The 18069-nt window shown below is 67.0% G+C and carries 14 protein-coding genes, 1 tRNA gene and 1 pseudogene; 9 read left to right on the top strand and 7 right to left on the bottom strand.

Annotated features, from left to right (window positions below; all coding sequences use genetic code 11):
* The first annotated feature begins 143 nt into the window (after positions 1-143).
* Together ACFO6S_RS11190 and bluB are read left to right on the top strand one after the other, a co-directional pair.
* Positions 144-1400, top strand: a complete 1257-nt coding sequence (locus ACFO6S_RS11190) for a pyridoxal phosphate-dependent aminotransferase (RefSeq protein WP_378416880.1) — start codon at positions 144-146, stop codon at positions 1398-1400.
* Positions 1401-1408: 8 nt separating this feature from the next.
* Positions 1409-2038 (top strand): 5,6-dimethylbenzimidazole synthase, encoded by a 630-nt coding sequence (bluB, locus tag ACFO6S_RS11185; protein WP_378416879.1) that lies wholly within the window; start codon positions 1409-1411, stop codon positions 2036-2038.
* 643 nt (positions 2039-2681) lie between these two features.
* Here the strand turns inward: bluB and ACFO6S_RS11180 are convergent.
* Together ACFO6S_RS11180 and dcd are read right to left on the bottom strand one after the other, a co-directional pair.
* A complete protein-coding gene (locus ACFO6S_RS11180) occupies positions 2682-3971 on the bottom strand; it encodes an Hsp70 family protein (protein ID WP_378416878.1) in 1290 nt (429 codons plus the stop codon).
* 323 nt (positions 3972-4294) lie between these two features.
* Entirely contained in the window at positions 4295-4873 is a 579-nt protein-coding gene (gene dcd / locus ACFO6S_RS11175; RefSeq protein ID WP_378416876.1) for a dCTP deaminase, read from the bottom strand.
* A gap of 77 nt (positions 4874-4950) precedes the next feature.
* Between dcd and ACFO6S_RS11170 the strand changes: the two genes are divergently transcribed.
* The 3 genes and pseudogenes from ACFO6S_RS11170 to ACFO6S_RS11160 all read left to right on the top strand — a co-directional run.
* A tRNA-Gly gene (locus tag ACFO6S_RS11170) sits at positions 4951-5024 on the top strand.
* Between the two features lie 132 nt (positions 5025-5156).
* The gene (locus ACFO6S_RS11165; RefSeq protein ID WP_378416875.1) at positions 5157-5732 is read left to right on the top strand and encodes a hypothetical protein; all 576 of its coding nucleotides are present in this window, start codon (positions 5157-5159) and stop codon (positions 5730-5732) included.
* A gap of 285 nt (positions 5733-6017) precedes the next feature.
* A pseudogene (locus tag ACFO6S_RS11160) lies at positions 6018-6425 on the top strand (transposase); the annotation flags it as partial.
* 125 nt (positions 6426-6550) lie between these two features.
* Here ACFO6S_RS11160 and ACFO6S_RS11155 read toward each other — a convergent pair.
* The 5 genes from ACFO6S_RS11155 to ACFO6S_RS11135 all read right to left on the bottom strand — a co-directional run bounded on the left by ACFO6S_RS11155 (position 6551) and on the right by ACFO6S_RS11135 (position 11435).
* Entirely contained in the window at positions 6551-6955 is a 405-nt protein-coding gene (locus tag ACFO6S_RS11155) for a hypothetical protein (RefSeq protein WP_378416873.1), read from the bottom strand.
* 70 nt (positions 6956-7025) lie between these two features.
* Positions 7026-7679 carry a hypothetical protein gene (locus ACFO6S_RS11150; RefSeq protein WP_378416871.1) on the bottom strand — a complete coding sequence of 218 codons (654 nt, stop codon included), beginning with the start codon at positions 7677-7679 and terminating at the stop codon, positions 7026-7028.
* A 133-nt stretch (positions 7680-7812) separates the two neighbouring features.
* Positions 7813-8160 (bottom strand): YidH family protein, encoded by a 348-nt coding sequence (locus tag ACFO6S_RS11145; RefSeq protein ID WP_378416870.1) that lies wholly within the window; start codon positions 8158-8160, stop codon positions 7813-7815.
* A 269-nt stretch (positions 8161-8429) separates the two neighbouring features.
* On the bottom strand, positions 8430-8654 hold the full coding sequence (locus ACFO6S_RS11140) for a hypothetical protein (RefSeq protein WP_378416868.1): 225 nt from the start codon (positions 8652-8654) through the stop codon (positions 8430-8432).
* A 99-nt stretch (positions 8655-8753) separates the two neighbouring features.
* Complete coding sequence (locus ACFO6S_RS11135; RefSeq protein ID WP_378416866.1) at positions 8754-11435, bottom strand: winged helix-turn-helix domain-containing protein; 2682 nt, start codon at positions 11433-11435, stop codon at positions 8754-8756.
* 153 nt (positions 11436-11588) lie between these two features.
* On the opposite strand from ACFO6S_RS11135, the gene ACFO6S_RS11130 reads away from it, so the two are divergent.
* From ACFO6S_RS11130 to ACFO6S_RS11115, 4 genes are all read left to right on the top strand, one after another.
* A complete protein-coding gene (locus tag ACFO6S_RS11130) occupies positions 11589-13946 on the top strand; it encodes an arylsulfatase (RefSeq protein ID WP_378416864.1) in 2358 nt (785 codons plus the stop codon).
* Between the two features lie 108 nt (positions 13947-14054).
* Positions 14055-15017 (top strand): HAD family hydrolase, encoded by a 963-nt coding sequence (locus ACFO6S_RS11125; RefSeq protein ID WP_378416862.1) that lies wholly within the window; start codon positions 14055-14057, stop codon positions 15015-15017.
* A 1917-nt stretch (positions 15018-16934) separates the two neighbouring features.
* Positions 16935-17180, top strand: coding sequence for a hypothetical protein (locus tag ACFO6S_RS11120; RefSeq protein ID WP_378416860.1), 246 nt, complete (start codon positions 16935-16937; stop codon positions 17178-17180).
* Positions 17181-17301: 121 nt separating this feature from the next.
* Entirely contained in the window at positions 17302-17997 is a 696-nt protein-coding gene (locus tag ACFO6S_RS11115; protein WP_378416859.1) for a hypothetical protein, read from the top strand.
* Positions 17998-18069 lie beyond the last annotated feature (72 nt).

Here is an 18069-nt window from a genome sequence, read left to right as displayed (position 1 = left end):
CGAATGCCGCCGCCGATCCGGCCGGGTCGGCCGTCACCGGATCCGCTCCCGTCCACCCCGACCGCGCGACCCCCGCCGGGGCGCCGACCAGCGAGATTCCGGCCTCCGGGAAACTCGATGGACCGAAGTGGCACGATGGACCGGTGACCGAATCGGAGCCGATCCACCACCAGCACCCCGTCCCGCGCGAATTGACGCAGTCCGCAAAACTGCAGAACGTGCTGTACGAGATCCGCGGACCGGTACACAAGCACGCCGCCCGGCTCGAGGCCGAGGGCCACCGCATCCTCAAGCTGAACATCGGCAACCCGGCCCCGTTCGGGTTCGAGGCACCGGACGTGATCATGCGCGACATGATCGCCGCGCTGCCCACCGCGCAGGGGTACTCCGAGTCGAAGGGCATTCTGTCCGCGCGCCGGGCCATCGTCACCCGCTACGAGCTGGTGCCCGGCTTCCCGGAGGTCGACGTCGACGACATCTACCTCGGCAACGGCGTGTCCGAGCTGATCACGATGACCATGCAGGCCCTGCTGGACAACGGCGACGAGGTGCTCATTCCCGCACCGGACTACCCGCTGTGGACGGCGACCACCAGCCTGGCCGGCGGCACCCCCGTGCACTACCTGTGCGACGAGTCCGACGGCTGGAACCCGGACATCGCCGACATGGAATCGAAGATCACCCCACGCACCAAGGCGATCGTGGTGATCAACCCGAACAACCCGACCGGCGCCGTCTACACCGCCGAGGTGCTCGGCCAGATCGTGGCGCTGGCCCGCAAGCACCAGCTGCTGCTGCTCGCCGACGAGATCTACGACAAGATCCTCTACGACGACGCCAAGCACATCTCGCTGGCCTCGCTGGCACCCGACGTGCTGTGCCTGACGTTCAACGGTCTGTCCAAGTCGTACCGCGTCGCGGGCTACCGCGCCGGGTGGCTGGCCATCACCGGCCCGAAGGGCCACGCGACCAGCTTCCTCGAGGGCATCGACCTGCTCGCCTCGATGCGGCTGTGCCCGAACGTGCCCGCGCAGCATGCCATCCAGGTGGCACTCGGCGGCTACCAGAGCATCGAGGACCTGATCCTGCCCGGCGGACGCCTGCTCGAGCAGCGCGACGTCGCATGGGAGCGGCTGAACATGATCCCCGGCGTGTCCTGCGTGAAGCCGAAGGGCGCGCTCTACGCGTTCCCGCGGCTGGACCCAAACGTCCACGAGATCCACGACGACGAGAAGCTCGTCCAGGACCTGCTGCTGCAGGAGAAGATCCTGGTGGTCCAGGGCACCGGCTTCAACTGGCCGGACCACGACCACCTGCGGATCGTGACCCTGCCGTGGGCACGGGACCTGGCCGTCGCGATCGAGCGGTTCGGCAACTTCCTCTCCAGCTACAGCCAGTAGGGATCCCCATGACCAGCGAACCGATGTCCGTCTACGAGGCGATCCGGATGCGGCGCGACGTGCGCGCCGAGTTCACCGGCGAACAGATCTCCGAGGAACAGCTCACCCGGATCCTCGAGGCCGGTCACGCCGCGCCCAGCGTCGGCAACACCCAGCCCTGGGACTTCGTGGTGGTGCAGAAGCCCGAGACGCTCGCCACCTTCGCCGAGCACGTCGCCGGCTGCCGTCGCGACTTCGCGGACTCGCTGCCGGAGGACCGGCGCGAGACCTTCGACCCGATCAAGGTCGAGGGCATCACCGAGAGCGGCACCGGCATCGTGGTCACCTACGACCCGAACCGCGGCGGTACCCACGTGCTGGGCCGCCGGACCGTCGACGACACCGGCGTGTTCTCCGCGGTGCTCGCGATCCAGAACATCTGGCTGGCCGCGGTCGCGGAGGGCGTCGGCGTCGGCTGGGTGTCCTTCTACGAGGAGCAGTACCTCACCGAGATGATGAACGTGCCCGAGGGCGTCCGGCCGATCGCGTGGCTGTGCGTCGGGCCGGTCTCGAAGTTCCAGGAGACCCCGGACCTGGTGCGGTTCGGGTGGCGCGCGGGCCGGCCGCTGGCCGAGGCCGTGCACCGCGAGAGCTTCTGAGTCCCACACACTCCGCCGACGGGCCGGGCACCGACACGGCGCCCGGCCCGTCGGCGATTGCGGTGGCCGAGAACTGGCGCGCGGGTGAGGAATTCGCCCGCGGCGCCGAGGAAACACGGCTACCGGCCATTACCGAAACATGTCCCGCAAATACCGATATACAGCCCTGAAATCTCACCCATTGGGCATATTGCCCGACAATCAGAATTCATTCTTCCTCAACCGAGACAATTTGCGCTCGGCAAGGTACATTCGCACTCGACACTCCGGTGTCCAGCAAGCCCGATTGCCCCTCCCCCCCCTGTGGGCAATCGGGTCGGTGGCGGGGAGCACCCCCCTGTACCCCGCCACCGCTGCTGGGGGTTTCGGCTCACAGCCACCCCGAACATCGGGGCCGCGCACCGATTCATTCCGAGTGCCACATCTCCCGAGACACGAGATCCAATCCTCGCGCCGTCACCGAAATCGACTGAGCCCCAACGTCCGTCCGTGATCACCCACCCCGGAACGCCTCCGCGACGACGCAGCGCCGGACGACCACACCTCACCGCTCGGCCACGCACGCGGCCCGCGGAAACCACGCCGGCGGGCGGCCTCCCCGGGCCGACCCCTCGCCCAGCGCGACGAGTCCCGACGGACAGCGTCAGCGAACCATCCCGGGCGGCAGCTGCATGCCCGGGGGAACCTCGATCAGCAACGGATCGGGCAGGTTCAGGTAGCGCGGCCGCGGCGGGGGCGGCGGCGGAGGCGGCGGGGGTGGGGTCGTCGTGGTGACCTTCGTCGGCTCCGGCGTCTCTTCGGTCGTCGTCGGCGGCGGCGGCGAGGTCGACGGAGTCGGCGCGGGTGGCCTGACCGTCGTCGACGGCAACCCGCCGGATGCCCCCGCGCCCGCCGGCTGCTCGACGGCGCTGCCCGGGTCGCCGGAGCCGCCGAGGGCCAGTCCGGTGAGCGCGACGAGGGCCAACGCACCGGCCGCGGCACCCGCGACGACGAGCTGGCGACGCGAGACCGAGCGTTCGCGTCGTTCCGCCGGCCGAGCCATCGGCTCGGTCAGCTGCGTGGCCAGACCAGGCCGCCACGACGGACCGGGCGTCTCGACGGGCGGCGCCACGGGCTCGGCGACCGGCCTCGCCAGCAGTGCCGCACCCTGGGCGGCGATGCTCTCCGGTTCGGCGGGCAACACCGTCGGCAGGTCCAACCAGGAGCCCAGTACGTTCCGCACCAGCGGGATGTGGGCGCCGCCGCCGAGCAGCACCACCGCGTCGGGACGGCGGCCCGACGCGACGACCAGCTGCCTCGCCAGTCGCGCGGACCCCTCGACCTGGACGACGATCAGCGATTCGAAGGCCTCCCGGGAGATCAGGATCAGGCCACCGTCCCCCGGAACGCATGCGGCGACGCCCGCCGACAGCTGCTCCTTCGCTGTCCGACAACGACCTGCCAGTTCGGCCGCGGTGCGCTCGTCGACGGGCGCGGCGACCTTCCTCGTCCGTACCTGCTGGTCGAGGATCAGCCCGTCGAAGTTGTCACCGCCGACAGCGGTGCTGCGGTCCGCTGCCAACACCGTGCGGCTCTCGCGGTCCACGACACTCACCGTCACCCCGGAGCTGCCGAGGTCGTAGACCACGAGGGTGCGGTAGCCACCCAGGACGCCGGTGCGTTCGAGCATTTCGAGCGCCGCGGAGGTCTCGGGCACCAGGTGGTAGTTGCGCAAGTGCTGGCGGGCCATGGCCGCCTGCACGGCGGCGGCCTGCGCGGTGCTGGCCACCGCGACGGCGGTGGCGGAGTGGTCCTGGTGCTCGAGCATCACACCGACGGATTGGGCGGCAAACTCCTCGGCGACGACCGAGCGCACCGCCAGCGTCTGCAGTTCGAATCCGGGGGGCGCGGACGGATCGTGGTACGTCGCCCCGTGGGACGTCTGCTGGGCCATTCGCACAGCGCTGGCCCCGACCGACACCCCCAACGCCACGCTCATCGAGTCCCTTCGATCGACAGTTGCGGAGCACAGAAGCTCGAAATCCCCGCAAGACCCGCCGAGTCTAACCAAACCCGCCGACACGACACGGGGCGCGCTCCGCCACCGGACCGCCGACGGAACGGGCGATCGGACACCGGCGTCCGGTGGGGAGTTCGCGCCGCATTTGCCCATGTGAGCCGGATGCCGTGCGTCCCGACGGGCGTACCCGTCCCAGGACAGTCGACGGCCGAGGAGCGGCTGACCGCATATTGTGGCGGGCGCGTAGCCGGGCGACGCTACTGCGTCGGCGCCTTCACGAAGTTGAGGTACGCCTTGGACGGCGTCGGTCCGCGCTGGCCCTGGTACTTCGAGCCGACCACCGCGCTGCCGTACGGGTTCTCCGCTGGGCTCGAGAGCCGGATCAGGCACAACTGGCCGATCTTCATGCCCGGCCACAGGGTGATCGGCAGGTTCGCCACGTTGGACAGCTCCAGCGTGATGTGCCCGGAGAAGCCCGGGTCGATGAACCCTGCGGTGGAGTGGGTGAGCAGGCCGAGTCGACCCAGGCTCGACTTGCCCTCGAGGCGGCCGGCCAGGTCGTCGGGCAGGCTGCACACCTCGAGCGTGGAGCCGAGCACGAACTCGCCGGGGTGCAGCACGAACGGCTCGCCCTCCGCCGGTTCGACCAGGCTGGTCAGCTCGTCCTGCCGCTGCGCGGGATCGATGTGCGTGTACCTCGTGTTGTTGAACACCCGGAACATGCGGTCCAGGCGCACGTCGACGCTCGACGGCTGCACCAACGCATCATCGAACGGGGCGATGCCCAGGCGGTCGGAGGCGATTTCGGCGCGGATGTCACGATCTGAGAGGAGCACGGGTAGTCATTATGCCCGTCTGCTACAGTTGCGCCTCGCAGGGGTTAGGCCAGTCTGTCGTGCCAAAAGCCCAGCGTGCCGATGTAGTTCAATGGTAGAACATCAGCTTCCCAAGCTGAATACGCGGGTTCGATTCCCGTCATCGGCTCCATCCATTCCATCCATCCATGCCCTCCGTACTTACTGCGCTTGCACTCTCACGCGCGCTCGGCAGGCCGCGAGTCGGACAATGCGGACGGCGATTCAGCCATGGTCAGCCCATCCGAACCATATAGTTCGGAGCATGGACGCTTCGAGAATTCTCGTGGGAATGGCTGCGGTCGCATTGCTTTCGGGCTGCAGCTCGTCCGACGTCGGCGCCGAGGCGTCCGAACCACCGACACCACAGGAAGCGGTGCCGGGCCTGGTCGAGCCGACCTGTCTGGCTGCCAACTTTCTCAGCTTCTCCCAACTACCGCAGAGCACGCCGCCTGCACCCGATCAGATGCCGATCCCCGCAGGTTTCACGCCCACCCGCGTAGTGACCTGCGACGGCGACTGGAACGCTGGCGTCGTCGACCACACCGTGTCCTGGGTCGAGGAACACCGCGCCGGCAACATGGACGCGGTCCTCGCCGGCTATGCGCTGCCGTCCGAGCCCCGGGAACTACAGACCTGCACCGTGGATCAGATGACCCCGCCGATCGTCTGGCTGGTCGACGACTCGAACAGAGGGATGCGTCCCCCGGAGCTACCGACAGGCGAATGCGGAGCCTTCAAGTGGGACGCAATCATCGCGATCCGTGCCCTTCCGATCAACGATCGCATCGTCCACCGGATCCCCGTGGCACCGGAACTCGAGGCGCGCTGGGAGCAGTAGCCCGCATGAGAGCAGTGGCGCCGCGGCGATGAACTTCAGCGGCCCCACAACACATCAATGCGGAACCGAAGTGGAACTCATCCAGATTGGTGTGATCTGGCGCCGACCTTAAGTGTGATTACCAAATGGTAGGCATATCCAATCCGCATGCAGCCCAGCATGCTCCGGCATTGGTGAACACGCCTCCTCTCTCCATCCATTCTCTTCTCTCTCTCGGCCCGACCCCACGTTCGCTTGACCTGGCCGCGTCTCGTCGAGGCCCCATGGGTCGAGACACTCGCGTGGGTGGTCGGTTGGTCGATCGATTCCAGCCAGACCGCGGTGCTGGTCACCAACGCGCTGGGCATGACGATCGACAACCGCTCACCCTGCACGGGCACGATCATCCATTCCGACCACGGCGTGCAATTCACGTCCTGGGCCTTCACCGACCGGACCCGCAAGTCCGGACTGGTGCCGTCGATGGGGTCGATCGGCGACTGCTACGACAACGCCGTAATCGAATCCTTCTGGGGCAGAATGCAAACCGAGTTGCTGAACCGACAACGCTGGAAAACGAGGATAGAACTGGCCAACGCCATCTTCGAATACCTGGAGATCTTCCACAACCGACGGCGTCGTCACTCGGCCCTCGGTATGCGCACCCCGATCGAATACGAGATGCTGCAATCGTCCATCGAACCCGTGGCCTGAAGTCCAGCAACTCGACTCCACGAAACCGGGGGAACATCAAAGGTCTCCGGAAACCCCGGGGCGGTTCAGCGCTACCGGGATACTCGTGCGCAACGTGCGAGGGCGAATTGGCCATGGCCTTGGCCTCACTGCAAACACTCGCCGACGGCCTCGCAGGGAAGGCAGTCGACTGTTGAGTGGGTCCGCTGCACGACCTGGTGACATCTGAGTTGGTTTGCCCAGGTGGGCAGGCTGGAAGGATGTTGCTGTGCCCAAGCCGTACCCCAAAGAGTTCCACGATGAGACAGCGACAAATAGGTCGTGGCGAAGAGGGCCAGGAACAACGCGATGACCGCGCCCAGGGCTACGATCGCTCGCAGCTCGGGTACCGCGGCGCTCACGCCCCGGCGAATCTGCCACACCAGCACAACGACGAGGAGCACGCCGCCGACGATCACCCGGATGGAGGCGTTGCGTTCGGTGTAGTCCCGGGCCGGCACCAGGTAGTACACGCTGATCAGCACCGACCACGTCACGGCCACGGCGAGCACGGCGCGTAAAACGGCGCGACGACGCCGGCTGCGATCTAGATCCGCCAAACGTCGCGCTGTCACCACGGTCTCAGCCCTGGTCCCTGGAGCGGTGTCGATCCGTGATGAGGATGTACACGCTGATCACCAGCACCCACGCCGGGAAAACCAGCTCCACCCAGATACTGAAACTGACGATCACCAACAGGATCAGCGCGAGCAGGTAGGTGGCGATCACCACCCGTCGCGGCATCAGCCCAGTGCGCTGCCAGATCGTGGCCAGCGAGATCATGAACACTGCGGCCATCCGTATGGCGTAGACGTTGTTGACATGCAGCATCACCTCCCGCCCGAAGTAGACGATCTCGTCCGGGGAACCTGTCGAGTGCCGGGAGACGGCGTAGAGCGAGCCCGCGACCGCCATCGAGGCGAAGGTCATGGCCAGAAACAGCAGCCCACTGCCCAGGAAGACGGTCGCAAAGAATCGGTCCTCGAGGTCCCCGAACCTGTCACGCAGAACACCGATAAACCACAAGAACGCGATGCCCGCGAGGGGGGCCAGCAGCAGGGCTGAGGTGATCTTCGATCCACCGCGCACCCAGGGCTCCGAGGTCGTGCTGGGGATCGCGGTACCGAGCAGAACAATGCTCGTAGCGAACAGCGCACCAAAGACGATCCCGGCGACCGCCGCGGAACGCGGGGTCCGTAGCCGGCGGAACTGGGCCTCACTGCGTGTGTCGGCCATGGGATCAATCATCGCCGACGTCGAGCTTCCGCACTACCGGAAACCTCTCGATGCCCACGCACGCGCAGCAGGCGGAGGTACCGTGCGACTGGTCCGCTGCGGTGCGCGCCATCTGCCCTGATCCGATGGGCATTCAGAGGAGTATGGCCACGGCGAGGAGTGCGAAGAGGGTCACGATGGTGGCTGTGGCGATGGCGGCGAAGGCCGCGGGGGCGAAGACTCCGGTGTCGAGTTGGCGACCAATGGCGCGGTAGCGGAGGGTGCCATACGTGGAGACGATCAGTCCGGCGCCGATCAGGATCAGTCCGGCGACCACCGCGTGTGCGCCGCGGTGGGGGGCGAATTTCGCAACCGCGACGCCGAGGGCTGCCACGCTGATACCGGTCCGGTGCCATGCGAGGTAGGTGCGCTCGTTCGCGAGGTGGTCGCGGGCGGTGCTCCCGGTGTTCGCCCGGGTGGCGCCGAAGATATTGCGGTTCATGGGTTTGTCGATTCCGGGCCCGGGGTCTTCCGCAGACCTGGGCTTGCCGCCGCGGGAGTGTTGATTGGTGACGGCGCCGATGACTGTGTCGTCGTGCCGCCGTGAAGGGAATGGTGCCGGGTCTATTGAGGGAGGCACTGTCGCCGCCAACCCAGATGCCGTCGACGACCATGAAGATCAGGCCGGGGTGCCGATAAATCGCCCCCATTACCGTGCCCAGTGCTGCCCGGCGCCAGCCAGCTGTTCGTCGTTCGGGGTCCACGGAGGGCTCACCCCGAGGCGATGGGGCCGGCGCGGGATTCGGGCAGCTGCCGCATTTCGAGGACGTGGAGGCCCAATGATTGGAACCGGGCCAGGAGCCCGTACAGGTGGGCTTCGTCGGTGACGGCGCCGTAGAACAGGGTCTGGTCGTGCATCGCGGTTTGGTCGAGTTCGGGGAAGGCTTCGGCGAGTGCCTCCGACACGAGGCCGGCGATGCGGAATTCGTAGCGCATGTGCACTCTTTTCTAGGAGCCGAGGTGTGGGGGGGTTTCCTCCTTTCATCCTCTGCGCCGCGACGGTGTTCGGCATCGCCCGGTTCGGGGGACCCGCGGTCACAGGATCTTGAGGTCTCGGGCGCGGTGGACGGCGTCGCGGCGTCGGGCGACACCGAGCTTGCGGTAGATGTTGAGCAGGTGGGTCTTGACCGTGTTGGCGGAGATGGACAGCGCGGCCGCGATCTCTTCGGTGGTCAGCATCGCCGCTGCCTGACGCAGTACCTGGTACTCACGCTCGGTCAGGGATTCGACCACCGCGGGTGGCTGCCGGGGGTACTCGGTGCGCGGTTCTCCGAGGGCCTGGGCGGGCAGCCAGTCGTGTCCCTTTGCCAGTTGTGGGTCGTGGCGGAGTAACTGGCGCACCCACGGGCCGCTCTCGACGAAGACTCGACACAGCTCCTCCGGGCGCGCGGATACGAGTGCTTGGCGCAGCAGACGGTGCGCCTCCTCGGTGTGACCGCTCTGGGCGGCGGCCTGGGCGCGCAGCAGGCAGGCCTGCACCCGGAGGACCGCGGAGGCGGACTTGTCTGCCCGTAGTTCGGTGAGGACCTCCGGCAGGTCGACGTCATCGTGCCTCGCGGCGAGCAGTGCCCGGGTGCGGGCTACGGCGTGTTCGGGCCGGTCGGAGGGGGTGGCGTCGAGCACCTCGAGGGCGGCGCGCACGTCCGCGTGCGCAAGATGTGCGGAAGATTCCGCGATCGCCAGCTCGTCTGCCGTCCAGTCCGCCGGCTGCCGGGGGGCCAGAGCCGAACCGACCGTGCGGGGTATGGCGAGTGCGTCCTCCCAGTCCCCGTCGGCTGCCGCCAGCCGGGAGCCGATGACGGCGGCGGCCACGGCGGCGGCGGGTGCGGGGATCGGTCCGGCGGAGGCGGTCGCCAGGTCGAGGTGGGTGCGCGCGGTCGACCGGTCGTCGTGTTCGGCGGCGACGCCCGCGAGGACGAGGTGACTCATTCCGATCAGGTGGTCCGGCGGGAACGCCGATCGTTCGGCAACAGCGAGCGATCTCCTCGAGTGTTTCTCCGCCCGCCGCAGCTGCCCCCGCAGCAGCTCGACCAGGGCGAGCGAGGTAAGTGCATCGCAGAGCGGCTGCTCGGTCCCGGGCCGCCCGCACGCTTGAATGGCGGCGCTGAGCACACTCTCGGCGCGGTCGAGATGCCCGGCGTCGAGTTCGGCGGCACCGTGGCCGGCCAGCACCATCGCCGGGACCTCTGGGTGCTCTTCGAGCAACCGCTGCGGGATCTCGTGCAGCAGGCGACTGGCGTCGGTCGCCGCGAGTCGGGTGGCGTCCAGATCGTCGGCGGCCCGCCCGGCGAGCACTCCGAGGAAGGAGCGAGCGAGATGCGGTGCCGGGTCTGTGGAGGTGCCCAGGTGCTCGTCCGCGCGCCGGAGCCCGGCCGCGCAGCCGGTGAGGTCATGGTCGGCGAGCCGACATGCTGCACCCACCAGGGCGGGAGCCGCACCGGTCAGGGTCTCGGGCATGGCGGAGAACGCGCGGCGCAGCCGGGCGGTGTCCATGCCGGTAAAGAGCCGCCCGATGGCCAGAGTGTCGATCAGGTGCCCTGCCGCGAACTGCCAGTCCCGGCCCGCGGCGGCCTGTGTCACGGCGGCGCCCACGCGGCCGGTGTCGGCCAACCACCGCGCCGCGTGGGCGCGCAGCTTGGGTTCCAGCCCGGGGTGCCGGTGTCGCAGATGGGCGTGCAGCACTTCGGCGAACAGGGGGTGCAGTCGGTACCAGGTCGATCCGTCGACCCGTTCGACGAATGCGTTGGCGCGGGCGAGACCGGCGAGGGTCCAGTCGGCGTCGCGGCGACCGGTCAGGATGTCCGCCAGCGCCGGGTGGATCTGCTCGCAGATACTGGTGCGCAGGAGCAGTGCCTGCGTGTCGGGCGGCAGCGCATCGAGCACCTCGGTGAGCAGGTAGTCCACGATCGCGGTGCGGTCGGCGGCGAACCCGCCGATGAATGCCTCAGGATCACTGCTGCGTTGCATCGCCAGCGCGGACAGGCGCAGGCCCGCCGCCCAGCCCTCGGTGCGGTCCATCAGCAGCGCAAGAGCCGCCGGCGAGATGTCGAGCCCGTGCTCGCGCAGCAGGACATGGGTTTCCGCAGGGGTGAACACCAGGTCGGCGTTGCGGATCTCGGTGATCTCGCCCGACGTCCGGTAGCGGTGCAGCGGCAGCAGCGGCTCGGTCCGGCCGGTGAGCACCAGGCGCAGCCCGCCTGCGGCATGTCGAAGCACGAAGTGCAGGCCGGCGGTGATCTCGGGTGCACAGGCCGCGTCGAATTGGTCGATCACCAGCACCACCGGTTCCGGAGCATTGGCCAACCCGTCGGCCAGGCACACCAGAAGGGACTGATCCACTCCCTCCGCCCGTGTCGGGCGGCCCACCTCGGCCGGCAACGGTACCCCACGGCGGTGCAGCGCCTCGAGGACGTAGGCCCAGAACAGGCCGGGAGCGTCATCGGGTTCCACGGTCAGCCACACGGTGGGGCCGGGGGCCGGGCCTGCGGTCACCCAGTGGGCGGCGAGCACCGTCTTTCCGGCACCGGCCGGGCCGTTGACGAGAGTCAGTGGCCCCTGCGCCCCGGCCGTGAGGCGGTCGAGCAGCGCGGGCCGGGGGACGAGGATCTTCGGCGGCGCCGGGACGGAGAACCTGGCGGCGAGGATCGGGTCGCCGGAAAACTCCAGGCGCCGGCGCTGGGAGGCGCCGGGGAAATCGGGGACACCGAGGTTATGCATGAGGTTACCGAGGCCGCTCGAGAGGCAGTTCTGAAATCGCGCGTGACCCCCATTCAACGCCGGCGAACACCGGTGGGTCACCCCTTTCGGGGGATGCGTCCGACGCCGCGGCTGCCAAAACTGAGAACTAGACCACATGTGAGGAGCCAGGTCATGGCCAAAGCATTCAAAGGTGTCGTCAATCTCGATATTCGTGACTCGATCCCGGACTGGGGTCCGTACGAGCAACCAAAGGCACCGCCCGGCTCGCCGAACGTCCTCTACATCGTGCTCGACGACGTCGGTTACGGGGCGTTGGGCTGCTACGGCGGGCCGATCGAGACGCCGAACATCGACCGGATCGCCGGGAACGGGCTGCGCTACGGCCAGTGGCACACGACCGCCCTGTGCTCGCCCACCCGGTCGTGTCTGCTGACCGGGCGTAACCACACCACCAACGGGATGGCCTGCATCAGTGAGGCGGCGGTCGGGTTCCCCGGCGCCAACGGGCACATCCCCCCGGAATGCGCCACCCTCGCCGAGGTCCTGGTCGAGCAGGGCTTTTCCACCGCGATGGTCGGCAAGTGGCACCTGTGCGCCGAGGACGAGATGAACCTGGCGTCGACGAAACGGAATTGGCCGGTCGGCCGCGGCTTCGAGCGCTTCTACGGCTTCCTCGGCGCGGAGACGAACCAGTGGTACCCGGATCTGGTGCACGACAACCATCCCGTCGAACAGCCCGCCACCCCGGAGCAGGGCTACCACTTCAGCGTCGACATCACCGACCACGCACTCGACTACCTCGGCGACGTCAAGGCGATCGCCCCGGACCGGCCGGTGTTCCTGTACTACGCACCCGGCTGCGCGCACGCCCCGCACCAGGTGCCCCGCGAATGGGCCGACCGCTACCGCGGCAGGTTCGACGACGGCTACGAGGCGATGCGCGAGAAGACCCTGGCCCGGCAGAAGGAGATGGGCCTCGTACCTCCGGACACCGAGTTGCCGCCGCTCAACCCGATCGGCACCCCCGAGACCCGCACCGGACCCGACGGCCAGCCGTTCCCGCCGCTGGACTTCACCCGCCCCTGGGACACCCTCTCCGCCGACGAAAAGCTGCTCTTCGCCCGCATGGCGGAGGTGTATGCCGGTTTCCTCTCCCATTGCGACGACCAGATCGGCCGACTGCTCGCGTACCTCGAGGAGATCGAGCAGCTCGACAACACCATCATCGTGGTGGTCTCCGACAACGGCGCCAGCGCCGAGGGCGGCCCCAACGGATCGGTCAACGAAAACAAATTCGCCAACGGGGTCCCCGACGATCTTGCCGACAACCTGGCCATGATCGACGAATTGGGCGGACCCAACACGTACAACCACTACCCGAACGGGTGGGCGATGGCCTTCAACACCCCGTTCAAGATGTGGAAACGGTACTCGTTCAACGGCGGCACCTCCGACCCGTGTGTCATCTCCTGGCCCGCCGGGATCGCCGCCCGCGGTGAGATCCGCGACCAGTACCACCACGCCATCGACATCGTCCCGACATTGCTCGACTGCCTAGGGGTGGAACTCCCCGAGACGGTGAAGGGGTACACCCAGCACCCGATCCAGGGGGTGAGCATGCGCTACAGCTTCGACGCCGAAACCATCCCCACCGCCAAGCACACCCAGTTCTATTCGATGCTCGGCACCAGGGGGATCTGGCACGACGGCTGGAAAGCGGTGACCACACACCCCGCGATCAGCGGGTGGAGCCGTTTCCCGGAGGACACCTGGGAGCTGTACCACACCCAGGTGGACCGCTCCGAACTCCGAGATCTCGCCGCCGAGGAACCGAGCAGGCTCGCCGAGCTCGTCGGACTGTGGTTCCACGAGGCCGGCGCGAACCAGGCGCTGCCGCTCGACGACCGCACTGCCGTCGAAATCTTCACCACCGCCCGCCCGCAACTCGCGCCCCCGCGCAACCGCTACGTCTACCGACCCGGCGGCGCCGAGGTCCCCGAGGCGGTCGCGGTGAATATCCGCAACCGCTCCTACTCGATCGGGGCGCTCGTCGACCTCCCCGAACCCGGCGCCTCGGGGGTGTTGTTCTCGCACGGCGGCAGGTTCGGTGGGCACACTCTGTATGTCAAGGACAATCGGCTGCACTACGTGTACAACTTCCTGGGCATGGATCAGCAGAAGGTCGACGCGACCGAGGACCTGCCGACCGGGGAGAACCTGATCCTGGCTGCGTCGTTCGAGAAGGACGGCGAGGATTCGCCCGGCACCGCGCACGGGGTGCTGAGTCTGTACCACGGGGACCGCAAGGTCGGCGAGGGCCGGATCCGGACCCAGCCCGGCAAGTTCAGTCTGACCGGCGAGGGCCTCAACGCCGGCCGCGACAGCGGCGAACCCGTCACCGACGACTACCCGGGCACCGCCCCGTGGGCGTTCACCGGCGGCACGTTGAATCGGGTGGCCGTCGACGTCAGCGGCGAACCCTATGTCGACCTTGAACGCGAAGCCGTCGCCATGCTTTCGCGCGAATAGCAGCGCCGAGCCGACGAGGTGTCGGGGCTCTGCCGACGTGACTCGGCAGAGCCAGCGCGTCGCGCGGGCGGGTTGATGTGCAGCACCGGATATGAAGGAGTCCGCGCCATGACGGAAACACACGAGCCCGAAACCAGCCGGCAGGGCGCGGCCCCGGCCGGCGATCCTTTACCCAGCTGGCGGGACGGTGCCACCAGGACTGCTGTTCTGGACTTCGTCGAACGCGTGACAGCCGACGGAGTCCCGCCGGAGGATCGGGTCGCGGTCTTCGACAACGACGGCACCCTGTGGTGTGAGAAGCCGATGCCTATCCAGCTCGACTTCATCCTGCGCCGCCTCGTCGTCATGGCCGAGCAAGATCCGGCGCTGCGCGACCGTCAACCCTGGCAGGCCGCCTACGCCAAGGACTACGGCTGGCTCAGCGACGTCGTCACCAAGCACTACCGAGGCGACGACAGCGGGGTGAAGGTGCTCGCCGGCGGGGTGCTGGCGGCCTTTGCCGACATCACGGTGGAGGATTTCGAGGCCCAGTCCGACCAGTTCCTGCGCACCGCCCGGCATCCCACCCTGGGCCGCGTCTACCTGGCGTGCAGTTACGCACCGATGGTCGAGCTGCTCGACTACCTGGCCGTCAACGGGTTCCGCAACTACATCGCCTCCGGCGGTGGCCGCGACTTCATGCGACCGATCAGCCAGGAGATGTACCGCGTGCCGCGGCAGCGGGTCATCGGCAGCGCCGTCTCGCTGGCCTGGAAGGACGACGGCCGCAGCGGCGCGATCGTCCGCAAACCCGAGGCCGATGTCCTCGACGACGGCCCCGAGAAGCCGGTGCGGATCTGGAACCGCATCGGAAGGCGCCCACTGCTGTCGGCTGGAAATTCCAACGGCGACATCCCGATGCTGCAGTTCTCCGAACAACCGAACCGTCCCGCACTACGACTCCTCGTGCGCCACGATGATCCCGACCGCGAGTTCGACTACGTCGCGGGCGCCGAGCAGGCGCTCGAACTGGCCGGCACCCGGGGGTGGACCACCGTCAGCACCAAGAACGACTGGACCACCGTGTTCTAGCTGGGGTCGGGGAGCAGACGCGTCGGATCCGGCGCTCAGAGCAACTAGCGCGCGGCCCTGAGTCGACAAAGCGATCCAGCACGGCGTCGGCAATGGCACACCCGCCAGCGGGGTCGGAAGCGTCCGCGCTCTCCCAACCGGACACCGTCTCCCGGCACTACCGGAGATAATTTCCCGGGTTGTCCCCCAACCGGAGGGCCTTTAATGCCCGCGCGACAGGATCCGCGAAGGCATGAGGCACATCATCTACGACGGTGTGCGCGGCCCGAGCGGCGGCGGACATGAGCGCTGACGGCTGGGAACTTCTTCTGTATTCACCTCAACTAACTATCACAACGCCCAGCTTGACCCTGGTAGGCGCGCAGACAGAGGACAATCGAGATAGGCAGTGCGACAGTATTTTTCGTGCCTCGCCCCTATCGGTAGACGGACGAACCGCACTCAAGCTCAACACGACCTCGACAGCCCGATGAACGACCTGCGCCTGCCGAGGGCCAGCGGCACAGGAACTATCCAGCGGCCATCCGCGTTTGGATCGCCGATTGCCATTCGCGTTCATCGCGAAGCAATGCCCACAGGACGTCGTTGCGCAACTATCGCATAGCTGGAACGAATCCAGATTACCGTGTGATCGACGGGCACCACTAAGTGTGATTACCAACTGGTCAACCTATCCAATCCGCATGCAGCCCAGCACGTTCTGTCATTGGTGAACACCCCTCCATGACAAGGGTGTTCACCCATTGAGGCCGGTTGGGTTCACCTATTGGGACCATGACTGAAGTCGGACCTCCGCTTACATCGCAAGTCCGCCCAAACGGTCGGATTCGGCAGATTCTCGACCCCACACCTGTCAGTCGAGTCGATTCAGTGGCGTCCCTGATCGCTCCTGGTCCTCCAGCCACAGTTGCATCAAGTATCGCTCGACCAGATCGTCCCCTGCCTCCTGCAGTTCGACACCCGAATCCCGTCCTGTGGCATACAGCCGAATCCGGTACCGCCCGGGACGCGAAATCAAACTGTCGGCGAGGAGCGTCTCGTTGCGTCGAGGTCACGCAATAGGACTTCCCCTGCCTCGAACCGCGCCGAGACCTCTTGACACTGCTCCCACCCGACCTCTTGCATCGGCGGCTGTGCGGAGTGTTCTTCAGCCCGAAAGCCGACCGCACCCAATGGCGTCCCGGTGGTAACCACCAGTAAAAATTGGCTCTCATCCCACGTAAGGATGTCACCAATCCGGCCAGGCATACGGCCCGGAAGAGGCGAATCTGCCTGCTGGAACGGAAGCGTAGACCCAGGCTGCACCTCGAGGTCGGCCTCGATCACTCGCGCTCTTGATTCCATTGATACCCCCTACTGTCCAGGTTCCAGATCCGACCAATTGACCCACCCCATACACGCAGCCAACCACAGAGACAGTGCACACGGGCATCATCGGTATCACCCGGAGGTCATGCTCCAGTTGGCCTCACCCACACCGCCGAAGGGCTGGAACACTTCCAGATTTGTGTGATCTGCAGCCGTCCTTAAGCGTGACTACCAACCGGGATGCCTATCCAATCCGCATGCAGCCCAACACGCTCCGCCATTGGTGAACACCCCCGACAACTCCATCCATTGCCGGCCGACCACGTTGTGGAACCGCGCACGGTTTCCGGAGGTCGATTCCCCCTCGGCCGAGCCGCGTTGGCCGGATTCAGCGCGTCGTCGACCTGATCGCGGCACTATTCGCATCTAACCTCAGCCAAGGTAACCGCCGACGCCCGCACCGACGCGACGCGACGCGACGAATCAGGAAAGACCACGGGGACCAACCCGCCCGATCCCGGTAGTTCTCACCGGGGACAAACGCAGCGGAGTGCGGTGTGATCAATGAGACGCGCTCGGCGTCGAATCAGCACTGCGCAGAGGACCGACTTGAAGCGTTCACTCATCGCTGTATTGGCCGGCGCCACCATCGCCTTCGGCACCGTGGCCTCGGCATCGGCCGCGCCGGTCGACCTCGGAAATCCGTCCGATGTTGCCGATTCCGGCGGCAGCAACTTCTTCCACGCGGCCCCCGGCGCGAACTCCGGATCCACCGACCTCGCCAACAGTGTGGCGGGCGGCCTGTTGTTCCCGGTGCTGTGTGTCTTCGTCGCAATCCTCTGTGGTCCCAACTGACCAGGTGCCGTTGTCGTACCGGTAGTCCCGGCGGCCGGCAAATCGTCGGGTACGTCGGGGGACATCCGATCGCGGTGACGTTCTGATCCCGGGTCCCTGCAACTCGAAATGGAGAAACATCTTGTCCAAGAACATGATGCGCCGCGGCGCATCAATCCTTGCCGCCGTGATGATCGGCGTCGGCGGGCTGACGATCGGTACGGGCGCTGCGGGTGCGCAGGGAAGCTCCGGGTCCGGGTCGGGAGACTTGTTGCCCGACAAGGTCGGCCAACAATTGCTCGCGCAGTGCAACCCCATGGACGGCTTCTTCCCCGTGCTCCTGCTACTCCCGTGCTGGAACCCGACGGAGTACGAGACGGTCGAGATCGGAGACTTCAAGGTCAGGTACGAAAGCCCGAAGTCGGTGAAACCTCAGGGTTATGTCAATTACAGCATCTATGTGTCCCGGAACAGCGAATCGGCTGGTGATGCGGCATTGACGGTCACGAGCGTCACCCATCAGCCCCCGAAGGGATTCAAGTTTTCCGACGCGTCGATTTACGACTGGGACATCCCCGGTACGTCGCGGCTGAGCTGGACCGCGACGTCGGATCCCGCAATAGGGGCCGTCACTCTGACGGCACCACCGGAGGGCTGGCCGATGGATAAGTCCATCGAGTTCCACTTCTACTACCACGCGGGCGACGCACTGGACGGCGCCGACGGTGATTCCGCCGTCAAGTTCACCGGTACCGGGGTTCCGCCGGCAGACGACTGGCAGCTGACCGGACACACACGGGTTGAGACCGTCAGCTCGCTCAACGGCGGATCATCCTGATCCGTTCGTCTCCGCGGCTTGTCACCGCCGGGATGGCCGCGACCGGGCCCCTTCCCGCATTCGATCTCGAGG

This window comes from Rhodococcus kronopolitis (assembly GCF_042654025.1).
GTDB lineage: Bacteria > Actinomycetota > Actinomycetes > Mycobacteriales > Mycobacteriaceae > Rhodococcus_G > Rhodococcus_G kronopolitis.
The sequence above is the reverse complement of the archived record's forward strand: the minus strand, read 5'-3'. Positions and strand labels throughout refer to the sequence as shown.

What these genes read in the sequence shown, in the direction of transcription:
- ACFO6S_RS11145 (WP_378416870.1), bottom strand. Translation starts at nt 8,160, where the DNA reads ATGAACCGCAATATCTTCGGCGCCACCCGGGCGAACACCGGGAGCACC.
- ACFO6S_RS11125 (WP_378416862.1), top strand. Translation starts at nt 14,055, where the DNA reads ATGACGGAAACACACGAGCCCGAAACCAGCCGGCAGGGCGCGGCCCCG.
- ACFO6S_RS11130 (WP_378416864.1), top strand. Translation starts at nt 11,589, where the DNA reads ATGGCCAAAGCATTCAAAGGTGTCGTCAATCTCGATATTCGTGACTCG.
- ACFO6S_RS11150 (WP_378416871.1), bottom strand. Translation starts at nt 7,679, where the DNA reads ATGGCCGACACACGCAGTGAGGCCCAGTTCCGCCGGCTACGGACCCCG.
- ACFO6S_RS11180 (WP_378416878.1), bottom strand. Translation starts at nt 3,971, where the DNA reads ATGGCCCAGCAGACGTCCCACGGGGCGACGTACCACGATCCGTCCGCG.
- ACFO6S_RS11140 (WP_378416868.1), bottom strand. Translation starts at nt 8,654, where the DNA reads ATGCGCTACGAATTCCGCATCGCCGGCCTCGTGTCGGAGGCACTCGCC.
- ACFO6S_RS11165 (WP_378416875.1), top strand. Translation starts at nt 5,157, where the DNA reads ATGGACGCTTCGAGAATTCTCGTGGGAATGGCTGCGGTCGCATTGCTT.
- ACFO6S_RS11135 (WP_378416866.1), bottom strand. Translation starts at nt 11,435, where the DNA reads ATGCATAACCTCGGTGTCCCCGATTTCCCCGGCGCCTCCCAGCGCCGG.
- bluB (WP_378416879.1), top strand. Translation starts at nt 1,409, where the DNA reads ATGACCAGCGAACCGATGTCCGTCTACGAGGCGATCCGGATGCGGCGC.